Below are 23,833 nucleotides of genomic sequence, written 5' to 3' on the forward strand. Positions count from 1 at the left end.
TTGCCGCCCATGCGCCCTGAGACGGTGCGGGCGATGCCGGGCAGGTCGCCCATGCCACTCTGCCAGGACGGAAAAAAGGGCCGCGAGGCCCTTTTTCGCATGTCATTTCCCAAGCGTGATGAACCGCTCGGCGTCGCCGATGAAGGTCTTTGGCGGTATTTCGGCCTCGTTTGAACCGAAGGGCATCTGTGCGATCAGCTTCCAGCCTGTGGGCACGCCGAAAGCCTGCGCCAGGACATCGTCGGCAATCGGGCTGTAATGCTGCAAGCTGGCACCGATCCCCACCTCGGCCAGCGCGGTCCAGACGGCAAGCTGCGCCATTCCCGCCGAATTGCCCGAAAAGCCCGGAAATGCATCGGCGTAAAGCGGAAACTTCTCTTGCAGGTTCCTGATCGTGTCCTGATCCTCGTAGAACAGCACGGTGCCCACGCCTGCCGCGAAGCCTTTCATCTTTGCCTCGGTCGAGGCGAAGGCATCCGCGGGCACGATCCTGCGCAGCTCCGCCTCGATCAGCGACCAGGCTTTTTCGCTGTCCTCACCGAACAGAATGACGGCCCGCGAACTTTGCGAATTGAAGGAGGACGGCGACAGGCGGACGGCCTGCCTGATCAGGTTTTCGACCTCGTCACGGGTCAGGGGGATGGATTTGCCAAGGGCATATTGGGTCCGCCGCTTGGCGAGCAGTTCGATTGTTTGACTGGTCATTCGGATAGGCTTCCAGGCTTCAGAAAAAATGCGAGAACATTCGTGCGGGACGTATCTGCGCCCCATCGCGGCAAGCCGCAACCCCCTGCCTTGCCGCCATGAGCGGTCATCTTGCCGTCCGCCGTTCAGCGGCTTTGGGTGTCCACCGGATATGCGGTCGTGAACTTCATCCGCTCCATCGCGAAATGCGAGGTCACGTTCTTGATCGTGATCGTCTCGGTCAGGCGCTTGTAGAAGGCGTCGAAGGCCGCCATGTTCGCCACGGCGATGCGCAGCAGGTAGTCCATCTCTCCGGCCATGCGATAGACCTCCATGATCTCGGGGAAAGAGGCGGCGACGGCGGCGAAGCGCGCGCGCCACCGGGCCGAGTGATCGGGGGCCTCGATGCCGACGAAGACGGTCAGGCCGAAGCCCAGCCTGTCGGGATCGGCCAGCGCGACGCGGCCGGTCAGCACGCCGCTTTTCTGCAACCTCTGGATCCGTTTCCAGCAGGGGGTTTGCGACAGGCCGACCTTGTCCGAGATCTGCGCGACGGGCAGGGTCGCGTCGCGCATCAGTTCGGCCACGATCTTGCGGTCGATCAGATCGAGTGTGTCCATCGGGCTTTCCTCTTCCGCGGTCGTCATCCTTCGGCACCCCCGATCGGCCAAGGGGCTAGCGGGCGAAGATCGCATCGAGGATCCCGGTCTCGATGGCGGCCAGTTCGGCGCTGCCCCGCGTGGTGGGACCTGCGCGCAGGATGCGGGTTTCGGTCAGGATGCCGCCTTGCCCCAGCACGATGACGCGGTCCGACAGGGCCACCGCCTCGGCCACGTCATGCGTGACCAGGATCGCGGTGAACCCGGCGCGGTCGTGCATGTCGCGGATCAGGTTCTGCATGGTCAGCCGCGTCAGCGCGTCCAGCGCGCCAAGCGGCTCGTCCAGAAGCAGCAGGCCCGGATGGCTGACCAGCGCGCGGGCCAGCGCGGCGCGCTGGCGCTGGCCGCCCGAAAGCTGCGCGGGCCAGAAGCCCGCCTTGTCGGCAAGCTGGACCTGCTCCAGCGCCTCGGCCACGGCCCGAGGGTCGGGACCGCGCGGCAGGCCGATGGCGACGTTTTCGGCGACCGAGGCCCAGGGCAGCAGGCGCGGCTCCTGGAACATGATGCGCAGGTGGTCGCCCGCCTCATGCGCGGGCAGGCCGCCAACGGTGACGCTGCCCGAGGTGGGCCGATCCAGCCCCGCGACCAGGCGCAGCAGCGTGGACTTGCCGCAGCCGCTCTTGCCGACGATGGACAGGAACTCGCCCGGCGCCACGTCCAGGTCAAGGTTCACCAGCACGCGCTGGCCGCCGAAGCTGCGGCCAAGGTTGCGGATGGCGATTTCCACGCCCTCGGGCGCGTGGCGCAGCATGGGCGGGGTCGGGACGCCATGGGCGGCAAGGTCAGGCATTTGCATAGGCGGGGCTCCATTTCAGGGCGCGGCGTTCCAGCGCGCGGGTCAGCGTGTCGGCCAGCTTGCCAAGCGCCGCGTAAAGCAGGATCGACAGCACCACGACGTCCAGCACCATGAATTCGCGCGCCTTCATCGCCATGTAGCCAAGCCCGGACGAGGCCGAGAGCGTTTCGGCCACGATCAGCGTCAGCCACATGATCCCCAGCCCATAGCGCAGCCCGACGAAGATCGAGGGCAGCGCGCCCGGCAGCACCACGCGGAAGAACAGCCTGCGCCCGTTCATGCCATAGGCGCGGCCCATCTCGATCAATTGCGGATCGACGTTGCGGATGCCGTGCAGCGTGTTCAGGTAGATCGGGAAGAACACGCCAAGCGCGACCAGGAACAGCTTCGCGCCCTCGCCGATGCCGAACCACAGGATGACCAGCGGGATCAGCGCCAGGTGCGGGATGTTGCGGACCATTTGCAGGGTGCTGTCGGTCAGCGTCTCGGACAGGCGCGAAACGCCGTTGGCGACGCCCAGCAGGAAACCGATGCCGCCGCCGATCAGCAGCCCGGCCAGCGCGCGGGCCGCCGAGACGCCCAGATGGGTGAACAGCTCGCCCGTCAGCATCATCTGCACCGCCGTCGCCAGGATGACCGAGGGGCGGGGCATCACCGTTTCGCGCACCAGCCCGGTGGCCCCGGCGATTTCCCACAGGATCAGGATGGCGGCGGGCACGGCATAGGGCAGCAGCGCCTGCAAGGGCGGCAGGCCGGGGCGCCAGCCGGCGCGGGTTCGCGCGGGCTTGATTGTGTCTGTCAGGCTCATCTCGTCCTCCTTCAGCTTGCGGTTTGCGGGGTCCAGACCGCCGCGGCGATGTCCAGACGGCGCGGGATGATGCCCAGGTCGAAGAATTCGTCCGCGATGCCCTGCTCATAGGTGACATGTCGCGGTTCGATCAGGCCGACGCGGCCCAGGTCGGCTTCCTTGCGGGTCAGGGCGCGTTCCATCACCGCCTCGGACAGGCCGGTTTCCTGCGCGAAGGTCCTGATGGTGCCGGGCAGGTCGGCCTGGCCTTGCTGGCCCACCTGGCGCACCAGCCCGATCAGTTGCGCGATCAACTCGGGGTTCTGCCTGGCATAGTCGCCATTGGCGGAATAGAAGCTGAATTCCGGCTCCAGCGCCTCGGTGGTGGACAGGACGCGGGTGTTCGGGCGGTCCTCGGCCATCGCGAAATAGGGGTCCCAGATCGTCCAGGCGCCGATCACGCCCGCGTCGAAGGCGGCGATGGCGTCGGGTGGGGACAGGTCCTGCGCCCGGATGTCGTCCAGCGTCAGCCCGGCCTCGCGCAGCAGCTTGATGGTGGCGTAATGGGCCGAACTGCCGCGCTTGAAGGCGATGGTCTGGCCCTTCAGTTCCTCGACCGACTGAAGCGGCGAATCCTTGGGCACCAGGATCGCATGCCCCTCGCGCGAGCCCTGGCTGGCGCCGACAAAGACCAGGTTGCCGCGCGCGGCATGGGCGAAGATCGGCGGCACGTTGCCGGTATAGCCGAAGTCCAGCGCATTGGCCGACAGCGCCTCCAGCAGCGGCGGACCCGAGGTGAATTCGGACCAACTGACCCGGATGCCCTGTCCTTCCAGCGCCTGTTCGAAAGCGCCCGATCCCTTGACGAGGCCAAGCAGCCCGCCTTTCTGCCAGCCGACGCGCAGGGTTCTGGCAGGGGATGCGCGCAGGATGGCCGGGGCGGCGAGGGCGCTCAGCCCCAGACCGATGGCGGCGCGGCGGGAAAATGTCGTTGTCATGTCGGTCCTCTCAGAATGCTTGCAGCAGCGGGGCCGGTTCGGCCTCGGGCTGGGGGATGGTGTAGGGGGCAAGGAAGGGTGCGAACTGGTTCACGGCCCGCACCAGCCGCAGCCGCGCGGCATCGTCGACCAGTTGTCCGCCGACGAATTCACGCTGGGCCACATAGACGCCGGTGGCCAGCGCCTGCGCCTCGAAGAAGGCGAGCAGGGGGCGAAGCTGATGCTCGATCACCAGCGCGTGCCGGTCGCCGCCGCCGGTCGCGGCCAGCAGCACCGGCTTGCCCGCCAGCATGTCGGGGTCCAGCAGGTCGAAGAGATGCTTGAACAGCCCCGCATAGCTGCCCTTGTGGACGGGACTTGCGACGACCATCGCATCGGCGCGGATCAGCGCGGTGACATGGGCCAGCGCCTCGGGTTCGAGATCGCCCAGATGCCGGGCGTGACCCAGCGAGGGGCCGAGATCGGCAAGGTCGAAGACATGGCCCGCCGCGCCGAAGCGGGTGGTGGCCAGATCGACGGCGGCCTCGACCAGCGCGCGGCTGCGCGAGGGCGCGTTGAAGCTGCCGGCAAAGCCGGTGATGGTCAGGGTGGTCATCGTGATCTCCTGTCGTTCGTGTCAGGACGGTTGGGCGGTCCGTTCCGAAGCCGCGGGCCGCAGGATGGACGCCAGCATGGCGTGGCGGGCGATCTGGCGGGCGATTTCCCGCGATTGCGAGGCGCATTCGGGCGCCCCGGTCAGCTCGCCCAGATGGCCGCGCGCCAAGGGGCCGGCGATCAGGATGCGGTCGCTTTCGCGTCCCTGCGCATCCACCGCCTTGCAGATCGCCGTGGTGGCGAGGCCAAGCCCCAGCGGGCAGGGCGCGATCAGCCCCAGCCGGGCCAGCGCGCCAAGCGCCGGGTTGGCGGCGATACATCGGTCCTGCGCCGGGCCGGTGGTCAGGATCAGGCGGTCGAAATGGCCGACCCGCACCTGCGGCTGGCTGCGCGGACGCCAATGCGCCTCGATCCGGCCTTCGTGCAGCCGGGCCGAGACCAGACGCCCGGCGGCGAAGTGCAGCCGGCCCTCGGCGCTCATCCGGTCCAGCGCTGCCTCGGTCTGGGGCGCGAGGCGATAGCGATGCACGTCCCACCACACCCGCAGGTGCCGCAGGAAGCGCCGTTGCGCGTCCGGGTCCAGCGCCGCCCAGATCTGCGGCGCCTGTGCGCGCAGCCGCCAGAAGGTCGCATGCCAGCTTTCGCCGCGCGCCTGATCGTCCACGATGGCGTGGCGCACCCGGCGCAGCAGATCGGAAACCCGATGCGAGGGCGGGTCGGTGAAATCGGCCTCGCTGCCCTGACCGCCGCCTTGCCCGCGCGGGCGCAGGCCACGGCGCGACAGGCAGGTGACCCGCCCGCGATGCCCTTGCCGGTCCAGCGTGGCGATCGCGTCGGCGGCGGACAGCCCCGAACCGAGGATCAGCACGTTGGCACCCGGCGGCACCTCGGCCAGCCGCCCGGCATCGCCGGGATCGGCGATCAGCGTGCCGCTGTCCGCCAGTCCCGTCACCGGGGCGGGCAGGGCAGGGGCCGGATGGCCCGTTGCCAGCACCAGCAGGTCGGCGCGGATCTCGCGACCGTCCGACAGCTTCAGCCACAGCCCGCCGCCTCCGCCGCGCTGGGTATCGACGACCCGCGCGCGGATATGGCGGACCGCGCCCGAGGCCAGATGCGGCGCCAGCCGTTCGGCCACATAGCGCCCGAACAACGCGCGCTGGACATGGATATCGCCGTTCGGCGCTACTGCCTCGGGGTCCGCCGCGTCCGGATTGTCCGCCAACCAGTCGCTGAAATCGGCGCAATTGTCGGGGTCGATGGACATCCGATGCGCGGGCACGTTCAGGCGATGGGTGGGGTCGGGGGCCGAATAGGCCAGCCCCCGGCCCAGATCGGCGCGCGGCTCGATCACCGTCAGCCGGGCGGCAAGCCGCATCCGGGCCAGTTGCCAGGCCAGCGAGGCGCCGGTGAAGCCACCGCCGACGATGACCACGCGCAGGGGGTGCCGGATCGCATTCATCGCCCTATCCCCCCGCAAGGGCCAGTTGGGGACGGGCGGCGGGGCGATAGTCGTTGCCCACCGTCTCGCCGAAGGGGCCGTTGTGCAGCGGAACCTGATCCTGCGGCAGAGGGTGGTCCAGCGGCAGCAGGGGCAGGACACGCTCGCCGAAGCTATAGGCTTCCTCCAGATGCGGGTAGCCCGACAGGATGAAGCTGTCGATGCCGATGCGGCGGTATTCGTCGATCCGCTCGGCCACGGTTTCGGCGTCGCCGACCAGCGCCGTGCCCGCACCGCCGCGCACCAGCCCCACGCCTGCCCAGAGGTTCGGACTGATCTCAAGCTTGTCGCGGCGCCCGCCATGCAGCGCCGCCATGCGTGCCTGTCCCACGGAATCCATGCGCAGGAAGTTTTCCTGCGCCCGCGCGATGGTGGCGTCGTCCAGGCGGCTGATGAGTTGCTCGGCAGCTTGCCAGGCCTCGGCATTGGTGTCGCGGACGATCACATGCAGGCGGATGCCGAAGCTGACCTCGCGGCCCTCGGCCTCGGCCAGGCGGCGGACCGATTCGATCTTGTCCCGGACCTGCGCCGGAGGCTCGCCCCAGGTCAGGTATTTGTCGATCTGCCGCGCCGCCACCGCGTTCGCGGCATCCGAGGAACCCCCGAAATACAGCGGCGGGCCGTTTTTCTGGAAAGGATGGAACAGCAGCTTGCCGTCCTCGATCCGCAGGTGGCGGCCTGCGTGGTTGACCGTCTCGCCCGCCAGCAGGGCCTTGTAGACGTTCAGGAATTCCTCGGTCACTTCGTAGCGCTCGGCATGGGACAGGTGGATGCCGTCGCCCGCGTTCTCGACCGGATCGCCGCCGGTGACGACGTTGATCAGCAGCCGCCCGTTCGACAGCCGGTCCAGCGTCGCGGTCATCCGCGCGGCCAGCGTCGGCGATTGCAGGCCGGGCCGCACCGCGACCAGGAAGCGCAGCCTTTCCGTCTGCGAGGCCAGCGCGGCGGCGGTCACCCAGCTATCTTCGCAACTGCGGCCGGTGGGCAGCAGCACGCCGTAATAGCCAAGCGAATCGGCGGCCTGCGCGATCTGGCGCAGATAGGGCAGGTTCACCGCCCGCCCGCCTTCCGACGTGCCCAGATAGCGGCTGTCGCCATGCGTGGGCAGGAACCACAGGACGCGGATCTTTTCGGGGGTTGGGATGCTCATGTGCCGTCCTTTCCTGTTCGGGGCCGTCTGCGCGGCCCGCCATTCGTCATGCGGGAAAGAAAACATCAAAACACGACCGAGTATATAGTGATTAAGCGAAACAAGGAAATCAGGGCAGGATTCCCCCCTTTGCGTGCCTGTTGGAGAAGCAGTTTCCTGCCGCTTGCCCGAATCCAGAGATAATATTTCCATTGCCCTGCGTGGAAAGCCGGGTGGCGGGGGCGAATCGACCCTCTTGCCTGCCATCGCCTGCGAACCGTTTCGCGGTGCGGGTGGCTTGCCGACGGATGCGCGGATTGCGCCCGATCATCGCGGGCGCGGCCCGCAGCATCTGGCGCGGGCGCAGGTTGCGGCTTATGCAACCCATATGCGCAGCCCTGCCGATCTCGACAGCGATTCCCCCCGTGGCCTGGTCCTCGTGACCTTGACCTATGCCCTTTGGGGGTTTCTGCCGCTGTACATGAAGGCGCTGGCCCATGTGCCGCCGATCGAGGTGATCGCCCATCGGGTGGTCTGGTCGCTGCCCATCGCGGCGGCGGTGCTGGTCTGGCAGCGGCGCAGCGCCGAGGTGATCGCGGCCCTGCGCAGCCCGCGCCTGCTGGCGATGGCGGTGCTGACGGCGATGCTGATCTCGGTCAACTGGCTGATCTATGTCTGGGCCATCGTCAGCGGCCAGGCGATGGAGGCGGCGCTGGGATATTATATCAACCCGCTCTTCAGCGTCCTTCTGGGGGCCGTGCTGCTGAAGGAACGGCTGGGCCGGACCCAGCTTCTGGCCATCGCGCTGGCGGCGGCGGCGGTCCTGATGATGACCGTGCAGGCGGGCCGCCTGCCGCTGGTGGCGCTGGGGCTGACGCTGAGCTGGGGGTTTTATGCCTATTGCAAGAAGAGCCTGCCGCTGGGTCCCAATCAGGGCTTCACGCTTGAGGTGCTGGTCCTGTGCCCCTTCGCGGCAGGCATCCTGCTGTGGCTGACGCTGACCGGGCAGTCGCATTTCGGCGCAGGCTCGGGGCGCGACACATTGCTGTTGCTGGGCTGCGGCGTCATCACGGCCATCCCGTTGATGATGTATGCCAATGGCGCCAAGCTGGTGCGCCTGTCGACCGTCGGCATCCTGCAATATATCACGCCAACGCTGATCTTTCTGTGCGCGGTGCTGGTCTTCGGCGAGCCGTTCGACCAGTCGCGGCGGATCGCCTTTCCGCTGATCTGGGCGGCGCTGGCGATGTATTCCCTAGGGCTGTGGCGTCAATACGGCGCCGCGCGCAAGGCAGCCGTGACCGGCCGGATGCAATAGGCTTGCCAGGCAAGCGGGCCGCCGGACTGGCCGGGATCGAACCGCGCACGGCGTCCCTGCCCCTCGCAACCGCCGGCAATCATGCGAAACCAAGGGGGTCCGCCGCTGCCGGGGCATTATCGTTCGAGCGCCCCCGCTTTCGTCCTGTCCGGCGGGGTCACGATGATGTGCCCGGCCCCGTTCTGGACGAGGCAGGGCACGATCGCGCGGATGGCGTTGCAGGTGCCGGTCGGCATCCCATCGGGCGGCGCCGCGCGGGTTGGACGGTCGCATGGGTATTTGGGTGATGAAGAAAGCGAGGCGCCGCGCCCCTCCGCCCGGCATTGACCCGCTGGTGTGCCCCGTGCTTTCGTGCGGGCGGATCGAGGAGGCCCCCGCATGCGACTGACCAGCTTTTCGGATTACGCCCTGCGCCTGCTGATCCATGCCGCGCGCCATCCCGTCCGGCGGGCGATCATGGCAGCAGCGGCTCGTGGCGTTTCGCGCGGCCATCTGACCAGGGCGGCGAATGTGCCGGGGCGGGCGCCGTTTCAGGCCGCGGACGATCCCAGGTTGATCCGTCTTTACGATTGGCCCGCCGCATGACCCTTGACTGGCCCGCCGACGCCGCCCCCTATCGCCGCACGCCCGAGTTCACGGAAACCACCGTGCCGGGCGGGCTGACCCGCGCCCATTCGACCAAGGTGGGAACATGGGCGCGGTTGCATGTCTTGCAGGGGCGGCTGATCTTTCGCGATCTGGTGGACGGCACCGAGGTGGTGCTGGGCCCCGGCATCCACCCGCTGATCCACCCCGAGCGCCTGCACGAGGTCGCGACCTGCGGCCCGGTGCGCTTCTTCGTCGAGTTCTGCGCCCGCCCTGCGTCCTGATCGAAGTCAAGGACAGAAGGCCCGGCCTGCGTTATCCTTGCCCAACGCCAGCCCTTCGCCAGCGAATCCGTTTCCTTTCGCCTGACAGGAGGGCCGTCATGTCCCGTTCCGTTCCTACCCCCTCGCGCCGCCTGGTCCTTGCCGGGGCGGGCGCGCTGGCCGCTGGTCTGGCGGCGCCCTCGCTGCTGCGTGCGGCACCCCTGGCGCGGCTGGCGCTTTACGGCCCGCCCGCCGGGCCAAGCATCACCCTGGCCCATGCGGTCGCCAGCGGCGCGCTGGCGGATCTGTCGGGGGATGTCTCGCTGACCGTCTGGCGCAGCCCGGACGAGTTGCGCGCCGGGCTGACCTCGGGGGTGATCGATTTGTCGGTGGTGCCGGTGCAGGTCGCCTCGAACCTCTACAATCGCGGCATGGGGCTGCGGCTGGTCAATACCATGACCGACGGGCTGCTGTTTGTCGTGGCCCAGGATGGCGCGGTCCGCGACATGGCGGGGCTTGAGGGCAGGCGGCTGGCCCTGCCCTTCGTCAACGACACGCCGGATTTCGTGCTGCGCGCCCTGCTGGCGCGGCATGGGCTGGCGGAGAAGGTGGAACAGGTCGCCGTCGGCAGCCCCATTGAGGCCGCGCAGATGCTGCTGTCGGGCCAGATCGACGCGGCGCTGCTGAGCGAGCCTGCATCCTCGGTGGCGATCCTGCGCGGGGCGGAGGCGGGCAAGGGTTTCGTGCGCGCCATCGACCTGCAAGAGGAATGGGGCCGGATGGCCGATGCCGGGCCGATCCTGCCGCAGGCCGGGCTGGCCGCGACCGAGGGCTTCATGGCTGCCGGTGCGGATACCCTGCCCGCGTTGCAGGACGCGCTGACCCGCGCCAATGCCGAGGTGCTGGCCGATCCTGCCGCCGCCGCCGCCCATGCCACCGGCCCGCTGGAGATGCCGGCGCCGGTGCTGGCGGCCTCGATCCCCCATGCGCGGCTGGCGGTGCGCCCGGCCAGCGAGGCGCGGCCCGCCATCGAGGCGATGCTGTCGCTGATGGCCGAGACCGATCCCGCGATCATCGGCGGTAAGCTGCCCGATGACGGGTTCTATCTGCTGTGAGCCTTGGCGCCTGTCTCGACCGGCTGGCGCGGCTGGGGCGCTTCCTGTGGTCGGCATGGGCGGGGCTGGCCGGCCTGTGCCTGATCGCCGCCTTGTGGCAGGCGGGGCACGAGGCCTACGGCGATTTCGTCCTGACCGCGCCGCTGGATACCATCGCGGCGGCGGCGCGGCTGCTGCGCGAGGGCGAGGCGCAGGACCTGCTGGCCCTGACCACAAGGCGCGCGCTGACCGGCTTCGCGCTTTGCGCCGTCGCAGGCGGGCTGGCCGGGGTGGCGGCGGGCTATTCGCCCGCAGTGCTGCGCCTGTCGCGGCCCATCCTGACGCTGCTTCTGGGCGTGCCGCCGATCGCCTGGATTGTGCTGGCGATGATCTGGTTCGGGCCGTCCGATACCACCGTCGCGGTGGTGATCCTGATCTCGGCCACGCCACTGGTCTTTGTCGGCGCGGTCGAGGGCGTGGTGACCCGCGACCGCGGCCTCGACGACATGGCGCGCGTCTTCGGTGCGGGGCCGCTGCGGCGGTTCGCTTTTGTCTCGGCCCGGCAGATTTCGGCGCAGCTTTTCCCGGCGCTGATCCTGGCGCTGGGATCGGCCTTCAAGGTGGCGATCATGGCGGAACTGCTGGCCAATGCCGGGGGCATCGGCGGCGCATTGGCGCGGGCGCGCGCCATGCTGGACATCGCCGAGGCGCTGGCCTGGGTGATCCTGGCCGTGGCCGCGCTGATCGTGGTGGAATATGTGCTGATCCGCTCGGTTCGCGCGGAACTGGAACGCTGGCGCGAGGCCGCCGCGCCCTGGGGCGTCAAGCGATGAGCCTGCTGGAACTGGACGGCATCGGCCACAGCTTCTTCGGGCGCACCGTGCTGGCGGGGATCACGCTGCGGATCGCGCCGGGGCAGATCGTGGCGCTGGTGGGGCCTTCCGGTTCCGGCAAATCGACGCTGGCCCATATCGCCGCCGGGCTGGTTCAGCCGCGAGAGGGCCGCATCACCCGCCGCTATGCGCGTCACGCGATGGTGTTCCAGGACCCGCGCCTGCTGCCCTGGGCGACGGCGGCGGGCAATATCGGCTTTCCCCTGCGCCTGACCCGCGCGCCGCGCCGGGCGCGCCCGGCGATGATCCGCGCCGCCGCCCTGCGTGCGGGGCTCTTGCCCGAGGACCTGGGCAAATACCCCTCGGAGCTGTCGGGGGGCATGCGCCAGCGCGCGGCCATCGCCCGCGCCTTGGTGACGGAACCCGATTTCATCTATTTCGACGAACCCTTCACCGCGCTGGACATCGCGCTGAAGCGCCGGATGCAGGACCTGGTGATCGAGGCCGCCGCCTCGGCCCGCTTCGCCGCGCTGTTCATCACCCATGATCTGTCCGAGGCCATCCGCATCAGCCACCGCATCCTGGTGCTGGACCCGCAAGGCCAGGGCATCGCGGGCCAGCGCGGCCTGCCCGGAGCGCCCGGCAGCCGCGACGACGCGGCGGTCTTTACCCTGCGCCAGCATTGCCTGAACGACGACCCGCTGTTCGCCCATATCGACGACATAGACGAGCGGTTGCGCCCATGACCCCCCTGCATCGCGCCCTGTCCGACGAGGGCTTCCGCCTGTTCTTCCCGCTGGCTACGCTGCACGCGGCGCTGTGGCCGCTGGCTTGGGTGGCGCTGTGGTCTTTTGACTTGCCGCTGGCCCGCGAGATCGCGCCCGGCACCTGGCATGGCTATGAGATGATCTTCGGCGCCTGGGGCGCGGCGCTGATCGGTTTCCTGACCACCGCCGCGCCGGAATGGACCGATACGCCGCGCCTGCGCGGGCGGGTGCTGTGGGGGCTGGCGGCCCTGTGGGGTGTGGCGCGGATCGCCGGAGTGTTGGGGGCGGATGCGCTGGTCCTGCCCGCGATGCTGGCCGATCTGGGCTGGCAGGCGGCGCTGATCGTCTATCTGCTGCGGATTTCCTGGGCGAAACGCACGGCGCGGGTGCTGTCCTTCGCCGCATGGCTGGCCGCGCTGGCGCTGGCTTGCCTGATGGCGCGGCTGGCGATGCTGGGCATGGGCGATGCGGGCCATTGGCTGCGGGTCTCGGGGCTGGTCTATCTGGGCCTGCTTGGCCTGGCGCTGGCGCGGATCACGGTGCCGGTGACCAATGCGGTGCTGGACCCCAGCGAAAGGACCGCGCCCTTTCGTCCGCATCCGGGGCGGCTGAATCTGCCCTCGGGGCTGGTGGCGCTGGCGTTGACGGCGGAACTGGCGGGGCTGTCGCCCGCCGTTGCGGGCTGGCTGTGGATCGCGGCGGGCGCGGGCTTCATGGACCGCATGGCCGAAGGCTTCGTCGGCCGCGAGGCGCTGCGGGCCGAGATCATGGTGCTGGCGGGCGCTGCCGGTTTCGCCGGGGCCGGGCTGCTGACGCTTGGCGCGGCGGGGCTGGGCGCGCCCTGGGGGGCAGCCGGGCCGCTGCATCTGGCGCTGATGGGGGGCCTCGGCCTGGGCGTGCTGGCGGTTCTGGCCATCGCCGGGCGCTTCCATACCGGGCAGGGGCTTGGCCTGAACCTGCCGACCCGCGCCGGTTTCCTGCTGGCCGGCGCTGCCGCGCTGCTGCGCGCCCTGCCCGAGATGGGGCTGGCCCCCTGGCCGCCCGGCCCGCTGCACCTGCTGGCCTCGACCCTGTGGGCGGCGGCCTTCCTGCTGTGGCTGGCCGACTACTGGCCCGCCATCCGCAGGCTGGATTAGCGGGGCGGGCGCTGGCGCAACTGCCGCAGCGTCAGCATGAATGTGGCAGCATCTTGTCCGGCCCCGTGGATTTGCCCGCCATCCCCCACCAGCCCAGCTTGCAGCCAGGTCCGCCCCTCTGTTCGCCGGGTTCCCTGCCGCTTTGGAATGGCCCGCGCCGAAGGGGTGGGGTGCAAATTCGCGCCGGTTCTGCTATACTGACAGGCTGAGGATGGATCGGCCCGGCAGGTTTGCGGGCGTTTGCCGGACTCGCCGGTGGCGCATCGCCCGGATCCGGGCCTTCAAGGCAGGGAGGATGAACCATGCCCCGCGAGACGACCGGAAACCCGCCAGGCCTGAGCGCAGGGCAGCCGTCCGGCATGGGCGGCGACCCTGCCGAGGCGACAGGCGGCCACGGTGCGGTCCAACCCCGGATCATGCAGATCGGCACGGACGACATCCGCGCTGCGCTTCGTCAGGGCGCCCGCGATTTTGCCGTGTTCCGCTCGGACGTGATCTTTGCCGTGGCGCTTTATCCGCTGATGGGCTTCGTCCTTGCCTTCTGGGCCTTCAACTCGGGGCAGGTGCATCTGCTTTTCCCCCTGATCGCGGGCTTTCCGCTTGTCGGGCCGGTCGCAGCGGTCGGCCTTTACGAAATGAGCCGGCGGCACGAGCGGGGCGAGGAAACGCATTGGAGCGCGGCGCTGTCCGCGCTGAGGGGCCGGATGCTGGGACCCGTGCTGACGCTTGGCTTCATCCTTGCGGTGATCTTCGTCGTCTGGCTTTATGCGGCGCATGTGATCTGGACCTTCACGCTGGGACCCGAGCCACATGAGGGCATTGCAGCATTCCTTGGCGAGACGCTGACCACCGGCGCGGGGTGGACGATGATCGTCCTTGGAATGGGCGTCGGCCTTGTCTTCGGCATCGCGGTGCTATGCCTTGGCCTCGTGTCCTTTCCGATGCTGATCGACCGCCCGGTGGGCGTGGGCGTGGGCGCGGCAGTGGCGACCTCGCTTGCCGTCGCGCGCCGCAACCCGCGCACGACCGCGCTTTGGGGGCTGATCGTCGCGGTCCTGCTGCTGCTGGGGTCGATCCCGCTCTTTGCCGGGCTGATCGTCGTGCTGCCCGTCCTCGGCCACGCGACATGGCACCTTTACCGCCGCGCGGTAACCTTCCCGGACGAGAGGTTGGGGCAGCAGCCAGAGAGCGGGCCGAAACCATTCACCAAGAAGGTATGAACGAAGTTTCGCATTGGAAACCAACCGCAAGCGTCGCTGGCTGCGCGTCTGCGGCCCTGCCGGACTGCGATCTGCCGCGGCAGGCTGTTTTGCTGATCTGCGCCGGATGTTCTGATGGTGGACAAGGCGCTGAAGGCGACACGGCGGGGAAGGTTAACAGTTGCGATGAGGCATCCCCATGTGCCAGTAATGCGAGTCAATAATGCATGGACCGTTCGTCGAGGAGGGGCTGATGGTCGCCAGCATTTCAAAGGTTGACTGGGAAAATTATCGTGCTGTCGGCAAGGTGCCGCCCAGCATCCGCGAGGTCGTGCTGCAAAGCTGGCAGCGGTCGGCGCGGCTGGCGCCAGAGCCTGCGGCACGTGCGCCATTGCTGGCCGAGGATGAAATCCACGCCACCCGGCAGCATTCCCACCATTTGCGCCGGGCGGCGGGGCTGGCGCTGTCGCGGGCGGATTACCTGCTGCAACGGACCGGCAACATGCTGCTGCTTTGCGACCGCGACGGCATCATTCTGGATGCCGTAGGCGATTCGGCCACCTTGTCGCGCGGGCGCGAAAACCACCTCGGCCACGGCGGCCGCTGGAGCGAGGCGGCCATTGGCACCAATGCCATCGGCACCGCGATCCACCTGGGCCGCCCGGTCCAGATCAACGGCACCGAACATTACAGCGAGGAAATCCAGCGCTGGAGCTGTGCGGCCAGCCCGGTCAAGGATCCCGGCACCGGCAGGCTGCTGGGGGTGATCGACATTTCCTGGCCGCAGGGGATGCGGCAACCGGGCAGCACCGCCCTGTCATCGGCGCTGGCCTTGCAGGTCGAAAGCGAATTGTCGCGGCAACTGGCCCAGGAACGCCAGGCGCTGCTGGAATATCTTCATGATGGCCGCATGTCCGACCAGGTCCTGCTGCTGGACCGTGCCGGCACGCAGATATTTGCCAGCGAGGGCTTTTCCCGCGCACTGGACGATCCGCAGGCCCTGAATGCCCTGCGCGAACGGATTCCAGACCTGATCGACGGGCTGCGCGACCGTGGCCGCGAGGCGATGCTGGACGCCTTGGCGGATTGCCTGCCCGGTGCCTCGCTGACCGTGATCGAGCCGCATTCGGACGCCATCGGCGTGATGGTCTCGCTGGCCGCCCGGCGCCGCCGCGGGCCGGAACGGGGGGCGGCCAGCCTGGCGCGGATCGCGGCCAGCGGCCCGGTCATGGCCGAGATCGTGGCGCAGGCGCGGCGCTTGCTGCAAACCGGCCTGCCGATCCTGATCGAGGGCGAGACGGGCACGGGCAAGACCCATCTGGCCCGCGCAATTCACGACGAAAAGACGCCGGACGACCAGTTCACCTTGCTGGAATGCGCTGCCCTGACAGCCGCCGTGCTGCGCGAGGACCTGGCGCAGGGCCGTCTGCGCCTTCAGGGCGGCACGCTGTGCCTGGACAAGCCGGGCCGCGCCTCGCCCGAGGTGCAGAAGCTGTTGCTGAGCCTGATCGAACTGGCGCAGCAATCGGGGACGCGGGTGATCACGCTGGCGGCGCGCCCGCTCTACCAGGCGATGCAGCAAGAGGCGTTTCGCAGCGATCTCTATTATCGGGTCGCGGGCGCGCGGCTGCGGATTCCGCCGCTGCGTGACCGGCGCGACGAAATCCCGGTCTTCCTGCGCGAGATCCAGCGGCGGCAGCAAGAGGATGGCGGGCGCCGGTTGCGCTTTACCCATGCCGCGATGACGGTCTTGCAGGCCCATGCCTGGCCCGGCAACCTGCGCGAGATGCAGAACATGGTCTCGGCCCTGTCGGCGCTGTCGTCCAATGCGCTGATCGACGAGCGCGACCTGCCGCCCGAGATGCGCCAGCCGGCCACGGCCGGGACCGGCGAGGAAACCCTGCGCGACGTGGAAAGGGCCGAGATACTGACCGCCATCAAGGCAGCCGGCGGGAACCTGACCGAGGCCGCACGGCGCCTGGGGATCGCCAGATCGACGCTGTATCTGAAGCTGGATGCCCACGGCATCGCGCGGGGGCGAAAGACCTGATCGCGTCCGCAGCATGTCCGTCGGCCCGTCCGAATTTCGGACAACCCTGACAGCCCGACCGATTCCATCCTGAATGCCAGCCCGCCCGGTCAAGGCGGGTCCGGTCAAAGGGAGGAGTTTGACGTGCCACTTGACAGAAAGAACGAACGTTCCGTGCAGGTGCTGGGCATCGACGCCGGCGGCACCATGACGGACACATTCTTTGTCGACGCGAATGGAGAGTTCGTCGTCGGCAAGGCCCAGTCCACGCCCGAAAACGAGGCGCTGGGCCTGATCGAATCCTCGAAAGAGGGGCTGGAGCATTGGGGGATCAGTATCGAGGAGGCGCTGTCCTCGATCCAGACCGGCGTCTATTCCGGCACCGCGATGCTGAACCGCGTCGTCCAGCGCAAGGGGCTGCGCTGCGGGCTGATCGTCAATGCGGGGATGGAGGATTTCCACCGCATGGGCCGCGCCATCCAGGCCTATCTGGGCTTTGCCTATGAGGACCGGATCCACCTGAACACCCATTATTACGACGATCCGCTGGTCCCCCGTCACCTGACCCGCGGCGCGATGGAGCGGGTGGACATGTTCGGCACGGTCGTGATCCCGCTGCGCGAGGACACCGCCCGGCAGGCCGCGCGCGAGTTGATCGAACAGGATGTCGAAGGCATCGTGATCTCGTTGCTGCACAGCTACAAGAACCCCACCCACGAACGCCGCGTCCGCGATATCGTGGCCGAGGAACTGAAGGCGGCGGGTAAGGACATCCCGGTCTTTGCCTCGGTAGATTACTATCCGGTGCGCAAGGAAACCCACCGCACCAACACCACCATCCTGGAAGCCTTCGCCGCCGAACCCTCGCGCCAGACGCTGAAAAAGATCTCGGCCGCCTTCAAGGACAACGGCTCGAAATTCGACATGCGGGTGATGGCGACTCATGGCGGCACGATTTCGTGGAAGGCCAAGGAACTGGCCCGCACCATCGTGTCCGGCCCGATCGGCGGCGTGATCGGCGCGAAATACCTGGGTGAGGTGCTGGGCTACAAAAACATCGCCTGTTCCGATATCGGCGGCACGTCCTTTGACGTCGCCCTGATCACCCAGAACGAACTGACCATCCGCAACGACCCCGACATGGCGCGGCTGGTGCTGTCCCTGCCGCTGGTCGCGATGGACTCGGTCGGCTCGGGCGCGGGGTCCTATATCCGCCTCGACCCCTATACCAAGGCGATCAGGCTGGGGCCCGACAGCGCCGGCTATCGCGTCGGCGTCTGCTGGGCGGAATCGGGGATCGAGACGGTCACGATTTCCGACTGCCACGTCATCCTGGGCTATCTGAACCCCGACAATTTCCTGGGCGGGCAGGTCAAGCTGGACCGCGAACGCGCATGGAACGCGATGAAGGAACAGATCGCCGATCCGCTGGGCCTGTCGGTCGAAGAGGCGGCGGCGGGCGTGATCGAACTGCTCGACAGCGAACTCCGCGACTATCTGCGCGCGATGATCTCGGGCAAGGGCTACAGCCCCGGCTCGTTCACCTGCTTCAGCTATGGCGGCGCGGGGCCGGTCCATACCTACGGCTATACCGAAGGTCTGGGCTTCGAGGACGTCATCGTGCCGGCATGGGCCGCGGGCTTTTCCGCCTTCGGCTGCGCGGCGGCGGATTTCGAATATCGCTATGACAAGTCGCTGGACATCAACATCCCCGAAGAGGCGCCGGACGCGGAAAAGGCGGCCGAGGCCCGGCTGCTGAACGACGCCTGGGAGGAACTGGCCAAGCGGGTCCTGGAGGAATTCGCGGTGAACGGCTATTGCGCCGATCAGGTCACGCTGACCCCCGGTTATCGGATGCAGTATCGCGGCCAGTTGAACGATCTGGAAATCGAAAGCCCGATCAAGACCGCCGGCCAGCCCGGTGACTGGGACAAGCTGGTCGCGGCGTTCAACGACACCTATGGCCGGGTCTATGCGGCCTCGGCCCGCTCGCCCGAACTGGGCTATTCCGTGACCGGCGCGATCATGCGCGGCACCGTGCCGATCCCCAAGCCGAAAATCCCGAAAGAGGAAGAGGGCAGCCCGACGCCCCCCGAAGACGCGAAACTGGGCACGCGGCAATTCTATCGTCACGGCAAATGGGTCGATGCGCAGCTTTACCAGATGGAGACGCTGAAGCCCGGCAACCGCATCACCGGCCCCGCCATCATCGAATCCGACGCGACCACCTTTGTCGTGCCGGGCGGGTTCGAGACATTCCTGGACGGCCATCGCCTGTTCCACCTGAAAGAAGTCTGAGGGGAGGAAATACGAATGAATATTCAAACCAAGGTCCAGGGAATCGTCCGTGGTGGCGAGACCCTGAAACAGCACCGCGACCGGCTGATGGAGGCCACAAAAAGGACCGGCCATTACGGCGGCATTGACAGGATGGAACTGCGCGACAGCCAGCCGATCATGTATAACAAGCTGTTCTCGCGCCTGCGGGCCGGGGTGGTGGACGCGCGCGAAACCGCCAAGAAGATCGCGGCCAGCCCCATCGTCGAGCAAGAGGGCGAACTGTGCTTTACGCTGTATAACGCGGCGGGCGATGCGATCCTGACCTCTACGGGCATCATCATCCACGTCGGCACGATGGGCGCGGCGATCAAATACATGATCGAAAACGATTGGGAATCCAATCCCGGCATCAACGACAGGGATATCTTCTGCAACAACGACAACCTGATCGGCAACGTCCATACCTGCGACATCCACACCATCGTGCCGATCTTCCACGAGGGCGAGTTGATCGGCTGGGTCGGGGGCGTGACCCATGTGATCGACACCGGCTCGGTCGGGCCGGGCTCGATGTCCACCGGCCAGATCCAGCGTTTCGGCGACGGCTATCAGATCACCTGCCGCAAGATCGGCCAGAACGATACGCTGATGCGCGACTGGCTGCATGAAAGCCAGCGTTCGGTGCGCACCACGCGCTACTGGATGCTGGACGAACGCACCCGGATCGCCGGCTGCCACATGATCCGCGACCTGGTCGAGCAGGTGATCGCCGACGAGGGTATCGAAAACTATTGGAAATTCGCCTATGAGGCGATCGAGCATGGCCGCACCGGCCTGCAAGCCCGCATCAAGGCGATGACCATTCCCGGCAAGTATCGCCAGGTCGGTTTCGTCGATGTGCCCTATGCCCATGACGACGTGCGCGTGCCTTCGGATTTCGCGAAGGTCGACACGATCATGCACACGCCCTCCGAGATCACCATCCGCCCGGATGCGACCTGGCGGCTGGATTTCGAGGGGTCGAGCCGCTGGGGCTGGCATACCTACAACGCCCATGCGGTCAGCTTCACCAGTGGCATCTGGGTGATGATGACCCAATCGCTGATCCCGACCGAGATGATCAACGACGGCGCCGCCTACGGGACCGAGTTCCGCCTGCCCAAGGGCACCTGGATGAACCCCGACGACCGGCGCGTGGCCTTCAGTTATAGCTGGCATTTCCTGGTCAGTTCCTGGACATCCTTGTGGCGGGGCCTGTCGCGGTCCTATTTCGGCCGCGGCTACCTGGAAGAGGTGAACGCGGGCAACGCCAACACCTCTAACTGGCTGCAAGGCGGCGGATTCAACCAGTTCGACGAGGTTCACGCCGTGAACTCGTTCGAATGCGCCGCGAACGGGGTGGGCGCCAGCGCGCACAGGGACGGGATCAGCCATGCCGCCGCGATCTGGAACCCGGAAGGCGACATGGGCGACATGGAGATCTGGGAACTGGCCGAGCCGCTGATCTATCTGGGCCGCGAGATCAAGGCATCGTCCGGCGGCGCGGGCAAGTATCGCGGTGGCTGCGGCTTCCAGTCGCTGCGCATGGTCTGGAACGCCAAGGACTGGACGATGTTCTTCATGGGCAACGGCCATATCAGTTCGGACTGGGGGCTGATGGGCGGCTATCCGGCGGCATCGGGCTATCGCTTCGAGGCCCATGACACCAACCTCAGGCAGATCATCGCGAATGGCGGCGAAATCCCGCATGGCGGTGACAAGGATCCCGAAAACCCGGTCTGGGACGGCCTGATCCCCGATGCGCTGATCAAGCGCGACAAGCAGGCCATCACCACCGAGGCGATGTTCAAGGATTACGACCTTTACCTGAACTACATGCGCGGCGGGCCGGGCTTCGGCGATCCGCTGGACCGCGAACCGCAAAGCGTGGCCGATGACGTCAATGGCGGCTATCTGATCGAACGCTTTGCGGGTTCGGTCTATGGCGTCAGGCTGGTCAAGGGCGCGGACGGGCTGTTCGGTGTCGATCAGGCCGCGACCGAGGCGCGGCGCGCCGAAATCCGCAAGGAGCGGCTGGCCAGGGCCGTGCCGACCCGCGACTGGATGGCCCGCGAACGCGAACGCATCTTGGCCAAGGATGCCGGGCTGCATGTCCAGCAGATGTTCGCCGCCAGCTTCAAGCTGGGGCCGAGGTTCGAGGAAAGCTTCCGCAAGTTCTGGGACCTGCCCGCGGACTGGCAGTTGATGGAGGCGGATCTGCCGATCCCGTCCTATGGCCGCGAATATTCCATGGACATCTCGGAACTGCCCGACGTCAAGACCGTCCGGTTCGTGGACGAATAAGCGCAGCGGGCCGCCCCGGCGGCCCCCTCTTGGATCAGGAGAGAAACCGATGGCTTACACGAAATCGAAGATCAAGGATCTGGTGGAAGGCAAGATCGACCGCGACACGCTGCACACCATGCTGTCCACCCCCAAGGACCGCGAGCGTTTTCAGATCTATCTGGAAATCCTGCAGGAAAGCGTGCCCTGGGACGACCGGATCATCCTGCCGCTTGGCCCCAAGCTGTTCATCGTCCAGCGCAAGGCGGACAAAAAGTGGGTGGTCAAGAGCATCGCGGGGCATGAGTTCTGCGACTGGCGGGACAACTGGAAGCTGCATGCGGTGATGCGCGTGCGCGAAACGCAGGAAGAGATGGAGGAGCTCTATCCCCGCCTGATGACGCCGACCTCGAGCTGGCAGGTGATCCGCGAATATTACTGCCCGCTGTCGGGCGACCTGCTGGATGTCGAGGCGCCCACCCCCTGGTATCCGGTGATCCACGACTTCGAACCCGATATCGACACCTTCTATCAGGACTGGCTGGGCATGGAACTGCCCGAACGCGCCGCCTGATCCGGTGTCCCGACTTGGCGATTGCGGCCCCGCCCCCCACGGGGCCGCATCTGTTTCGTCCAGCGACGGCGAAGGGCCTTCCAAGGCCAGAAGGTGAACAGCAAGAGCAACGGCGAAGCAGCAGGAAATCAGTTTTTCGCCACTGGCGCACGGCTGGGGATCAACCGATCCAGGCGGCGACACCAAGCCCCGTGATGGCGATGAAGGCAAAGGCGATCCCGCCCTGGATGAGGGGTTTCACCCCCAGCACCCGCAATTTGTCGAAGCGCGTGGCCAATCCCAATCCGGCCAGTGCCGCCGCCAGCATGATCGGCGTCAGGGTGGCCGAAACAAGGCGGGCCTGCTCGGGAAGAAGTCCGAAGGAGTTCAGCGCCGCCAGTGCCAGAAACATCAGGACGAATCCCGGAATGCCCGCGCGCTGGCCGCCGGCCGCCTCGGGGCCGTGCCAAAGCCGGGCAAGACCGAAGATCACCGCGGCCAGCATCAACACGCGGCCAAGCTTCATCGCGATGGCGGCCTGGCCCGAGATATCGCCGACGGCGAAGCCCGCGCCGACTGCCTGCGCGACCTCATGCAGCGACAGCCCGGCCCAAAGCCCCAGTTGCACATCGCTTAGTCCCAACGCGCCTTGCAGCAGCGGAAGGCCGAACAGTCCGATCGTGCCCCAGATGGTGATGACGGCGACCGCATAGGTCACGAACTCCTCGCGCGCGCGCAGGATGGCATTGGCCCCGGCAATGGCCGACGCTCCGCAGATGGCGGTTCCCGTCGCCACCAGCATCGACAGGTCGCGTTCGATTCCCAATGCCCTGCCCGCCATATAGGCAAAGCCCAATGTCAGCATGACGGTCGCGACCAGCCCCACGGCGCCAGCCCAACCGAAGGCGGTCAGTTCCGCCAATGTAACCTGTGCCCCCAACAGCGCCACGGCAAAACGCAAGAGCGTTCGGCTGGCGAAGGTGATCCCGGGCAGCGACGGCGCCGTCACACCCACGACATTGGTAAAGAACATGCCCAAAAGGATCGCGAGGATCACCGGGCTGAGACCCGCCAGCCACGGAAGCCCCCGCAGCCCGAAGGAAGCGGCGGTGATCAGGGCGACGAGAAGCAGGCCGGGCAAGAGATCGAGCAGGACCGATCCGACCCGCGCGTGCAGGGCAGTAGGGGACATGAAAACACCGTAGAGGCTTGATGGGGAGAATCCTGTTCTCTGTAGGCAGGAAATAACAGAATGGCATTCCTTCTGTCCAAGTGTTTATTATGGACAAATCATCCTGTTTTTCCGATTGTTTATTTTCGGCCGTGGAACGGTTGTGCGATCAAGGGAAACATCTGCATGACTTTGGAACAGCTTCGCATCTTTCTGGAGGTCGCGCGCCATCAGCATGTCACGCGGGCATCCCAAGGGCTGCATCTGTCGCAATCGGCGGTCAGCGCCGCGATCACCGCGTTGGAGGAACGGCACGGCATACCGCTGTTCGATCGGGTCGGGCGGGGAATCAGTTTGAACCAGGCGGGCCGTTGCTTCGTGCCGCATGCCGAAGATGTGCTGCGCCGTGCCGCCGAAGCGGCGGCCTGGCTTTCGGAATTGCGGGACGGCGAGGGGGGAAGGTTGCGTATCCGGGCCAGCCAGACGGTCGCCAGCTATGTCCTGCCCCGCCACCTGATCCGCTTCCACGAACTTTATCCGCGCGTCGAACTGGAATTCCGGCAGGGAAACACGGCTTCGGTCGCCGCCGCAGTTGCGGCGGGCAAGGCGGATCTGGGCCTTGTCGAGGGGCGCGTCGACAGCGACGAACTGACGGTCGAACGGCTTGGGGGGGACCGGCTCGTGCTGCTTGTGGGGCGTGGTCATCCCTGGCAGGACGGGCGGGCCTGGCAGGACGGGCGGGCGCTGCGCCCCGAGGATCTGGCTCGTGTCGATTGGGTGCTGCGCGAGGCCGGATCGGGCACCCGCGCGGCAGTCGATGCGGAGTTCGCGCATCTGGGGTTCGGGGCGGACGAACTGAACCTGTTGCTGGAACTGCCCTCGAACGAAGCCTGTATCGCCGCGGTCGAGACGGGACGCTGCGCGACGGTCCTTTCGATGCTGGCGGCCGCGCCGCATCTGGCGCAGGGGCGGATATTCGAAGCGGGATTTCCCTTCCCCTCACGCAGCTTTTCGGTGCTTGCCCACCCGGAACGGCATCGCAGCCGTCCGGCGGAAAACTTCATCGCCCTGATACGGGCGCCCAAAGCGCCATGACCACCTGCCCGATCGCTTCGGATCGACGCATGACGAGCGCAGA

Annotated in this window: 22 protein-coding genes; 13 read left to right on the forward strand and 9 right to left on the reverse strand. The window is 67.3% G+C overall.

Annotation, left to right across the window (positions count from 1 at the left end; genetic code table 11):
- Positions 1 to 102 precede the first annotated feature (102 nt).
- From Q0O97_RS01305 to ssuD, 8 genes are all read right to left on the reverse strand, one after another.
- On the reverse strand, positions 103 to 705 hold the full coding sequence (locus Q0O97_RS01305; RefSeq protein WP_294923685.1) for a nitroreductase family protein: 603 nt from the start codon (positions 703 to 705) through the stop codon (positions 103 to 105).
- Positions 706 to 830: 125 nt separating this feature from the next.
- Positions 831 to 1,304 carry an Lrp/AsnC family transcriptional regulator gene (locus Q0O97_RS01310; RefSeq protein ID WP_294923688.1) on the reverse strand — a complete coding sequence of 158 codons (474 nt, stop codon included), beginning with the start codon at positions 1,302 to 1,304 and terminating at the stop codon, positions 831 to 833.
- 55 nt (positions 1,305 to 1,359) lie between these two features.
- A complete protein-coding gene (locus Q0O97_RS01315) occupies positions 1,360 to 2,139 on the reverse strand; it encodes an ABC transporter ATP-binding protein (RefSeq protein ID WP_294923691.1) in 780 nt (259 codons plus the stop codon).
- Positions 2,126 to 2,947 (reverse strand): ABC transporter permease subunit, encoded by an 822-nt coding sequence (locus Q0O97_RS01320; protein WP_294923693.1) that lies wholly within the window; start codon positions 2,945 to 2,947, stop codon positions 2,126 to 2,128. The genes Q0O97_RS01315 and Q0O97_RS01320 overlap by 14 nt, the downstream gene beginning before the upstream one ends.
- 11 nt (positions 2,948 to 2,958) lie before the next feature.
- Positions 2,959 to 3,924 carry an aliphatic sulfonate ABC transporter substrate-binding protein gene (locus tag Q0O97_RS01325; RefSeq protein ID WP_294923696.1) on the reverse strand — a complete coding sequence of 322 codons (966 nt, stop codon included), beginning with the start codon at positions 3,922 to 3,924 and terminating at the stop codon, positions 2,959 to 2,961.
- A gap of 10 nt (positions 3,925 to 3,934) precedes the next feature.
- On the reverse strand, positions 3,935 to 4,519 hold the full coding sequence (locus Q0O97_RS01330; RefSeq protein WP_294923699.1) for an NAD(P)H-dependent oxidoreductase: 585 nt from the start codon (positions 4,517 to 4,519) through the stop codon (positions 3,935 to 3,937).
- Positions 4,520 to 4,540: 21 nt separating this feature from the next.
- Positions 4,541 to 5,977 (reverse strand): FAD/NAD(P)-binding protein, encoded by a 1,437-nt coding sequence (locus tag Q0O97_RS01335; protein ID WP_294923702.1) that lies wholly within the window; start codon positions 5,975 to 5,977, stop codon positions 4,541 to 4,543.
- 4 nt (positions 5,978 to 5,981) lie between these two features.
- Positions 5,982 to 7,142 (reverse strand): FMNH2-dependent alkanesulfonate monooxygenase, encoded by a 1,161-nt coding sequence (gene ssuD, locus Q0O97_RS01340; RefSeq protein WP_366125237.1) that lies wholly within the window; start codon positions 7,140 to 7,142, stop codon positions 5,982 to 5,984.
- Positions 7,143 to 7,533: 391 nt separating this feature from the next.
- Between ssuD and rarD the strand changes: the two genes are divergently transcribed.
- The 12 genes from rarD (at position 7,534) to Q0O97_RS01400 (ending at position 21,545) form a co-directional block, all read left to right on the forward strand.
- Positions 7,534 to 8,463 carry an EamA family transporter RarD gene (gene rarD, locus Q0O97_RS01345; protein WP_294923836.1) on the forward strand — a complete coding sequence of 310 codons (930 nt, stop codon included), beginning with the start codon at positions 7,534 to 7,536 and terminating at the stop codon, positions 8,461 to 8,463.
- A gap of 378 nt (positions 8,464 to 8,841) precedes the next feature.
- The gene (locus tag Q0O97_RS01350) at positions 8,842 to 9,048 is read left to right on the forward strand and encodes a hypothetical protein (protein WP_294923708.1); all 207 of its coding nucleotides are present in this window, start codon (positions 8,842 to 8,844) and stop codon (positions 9,046 to 9,048) included.
- Positions 9,045 to 9,332, forward strand: coding sequence for a DUF1971 domain-containing protein (locus Q0O97_RS01355; RefSeq protein ID WP_294923711.1), 288 nt, complete (start codon positions 9,045 to 9,047; stop codon positions 9,330 to 9,332). Before Q0O97_RS01350 ends, Q0O97_RS01355 begins: the two co-directional genes overlap by 4 nt.
- 98 nt (positions 9,333 to 9,430) lie before the next feature.
- A complete protein-coding gene (locus Q0O97_RS01360; protein ID WP_294923714.1) occupies positions 9,431 to 10,426 on the forward strand; it encodes an MqnA/MqnD/SBP family protein in 996 nt (331 codons plus the stop codon).
- Entirely contained in the window at positions 10,423 to 11,238 is an 816-nt protein-coding gene (locus tag Q0O97_RS01365) for an ABC transporter permease subunit (RefSeq protein ID WP_294923716.1), read from the forward strand. Before Q0O97_RS01360 ends, Q0O97_RS01365 begins: the two co-directional genes overlap by 4 nt.
- Positions 11,235 to 11,984: an ATP-binding cassette domain-containing protein gene (locus Q0O97_RS01370; RefSeq protein WP_294923719.1), complete on the forward strand. Its 750-nt coding sequence runs from the start codon at positions 11,235 to 11,237 to the stop codon at positions 11,982 to 11,984. Before Q0O97_RS01365 ends, Q0O97_RS01370 begins: the two co-directional genes overlap by 4 nt.
- Positions 11,981 to 13,141, forward strand: coding sequence for an NnrS family protein (locus Q0O97_RS01375; protein ID WP_294923723.1), 1,161 nt, complete (start codon positions 11,981 to 11,983; stop codon positions 13,139 to 13,141). The genes Q0O97_RS01370 and Q0O97_RS01375 overlap by 4 nt, the downstream gene beginning before the upstream one ends.
- A 302-nt stretch (positions 13,142 to 13,443) precedes the next feature.
- Positions 13,444 to 14,361, forward strand: coding sequence for a DUF2189 domain-containing protein (locus tag Q0O97_RS01380; protein ID WP_294923726.1), 918 nt, complete (start codon positions 13,444 to 13,446; stop codon positions 14,359 to 14,361).
- 202 nt (positions 14,362 to 14,563) lie between these two features.
- Entirely contained in the window at positions 14,564 to 16,390 is a 1,827-nt protein-coding gene (locus tag Q0O97_RS01385; protein ID WP_294923729.1) for a sigma 54-interacting transcriptional regulator, read from the forward strand.
- 123 nt (positions 16,391 to 16,513) lie between these two features.
- Entirely contained in the window at positions 16,514 to 18,667 is a 2,154-nt protein-coding gene (locus Q0O97_RS01390; RefSeq protein WP_294923733.1) for a hydantoinase/oxoprolinase family protein, read from the forward strand.
- 15 nt (positions 18,668 to 18,682) lie between these two features.
- Positions 18,683 to 20,992 carry a hydantoinase B/oxoprolinase family protein gene (locus Q0O97_RS01395; protein ID WP_294923736.1) on the forward strand — a complete coding sequence of 770 codons (2,310 nt, stop codon included), beginning with the start codon at positions 18,683 to 18,685 and terminating at the stop codon, positions 20,990 to 20,992.
- A 49-nt stretch (positions 20,993 to 21,041) separates the two neighbouring features.
- Positions 21,042 to 21,545 (forward strand): acetone carboxylase subunit gamma, encoded by a 504-nt coding sequence (locus Q0O97_RS01400; protein WP_294923738.1) that lies wholly within the window; start codon positions 21,042 to 21,044, stop codon positions 21,543 to 21,545.
- A 160-nt stretch (positions 21,546 to 21,705) separates the two neighbouring features.
- Here the strand turns inward: Q0O97_RS01400 and Q0O97_RS01405 are convergent, their stop codons facing one another.
- Positions 21,706 to 22,716 carry a putative sulfate exporter family transporter gene (locus Q0O97_RS01405; protein WP_294923741.1) on the reverse strand — a complete coding sequence of 337 codons (1,011 nt, stop codon included), beginning with the start codon at positions 22,714 to 22,716 and terminating at the stop codon, positions 21,706 to 21,708.
- A 165-nt stretch (positions 22,717 to 22,881) separates the two neighbouring features.
- On the opposite strand from Q0O97_RS01405, the gene Q0O97_RS01410 reads away from it, so the two are divergent.
- Positions 22,882 to 23,790, forward strand: a complete 909-nt coding sequence (locus Q0O97_RS01410) for a LysR substrate-binding domain-containing protein (RefSeq protein WP_294923744.1) — start codon at positions 22,882 to 22,884, stop codon at positions 23,788 to 23,790.
- Positions 23,791 to 23,833 lie beyond the last annotated feature (43 nt).

Source organism: uncultured Paracoccus sp. (assembly GCF_945915435.1).
GTDB lineage: Bacteria > Pseudomonadota > Alphaproteobacteria > Rhodobacterales > Rhodobacteraceae > Paracoccus.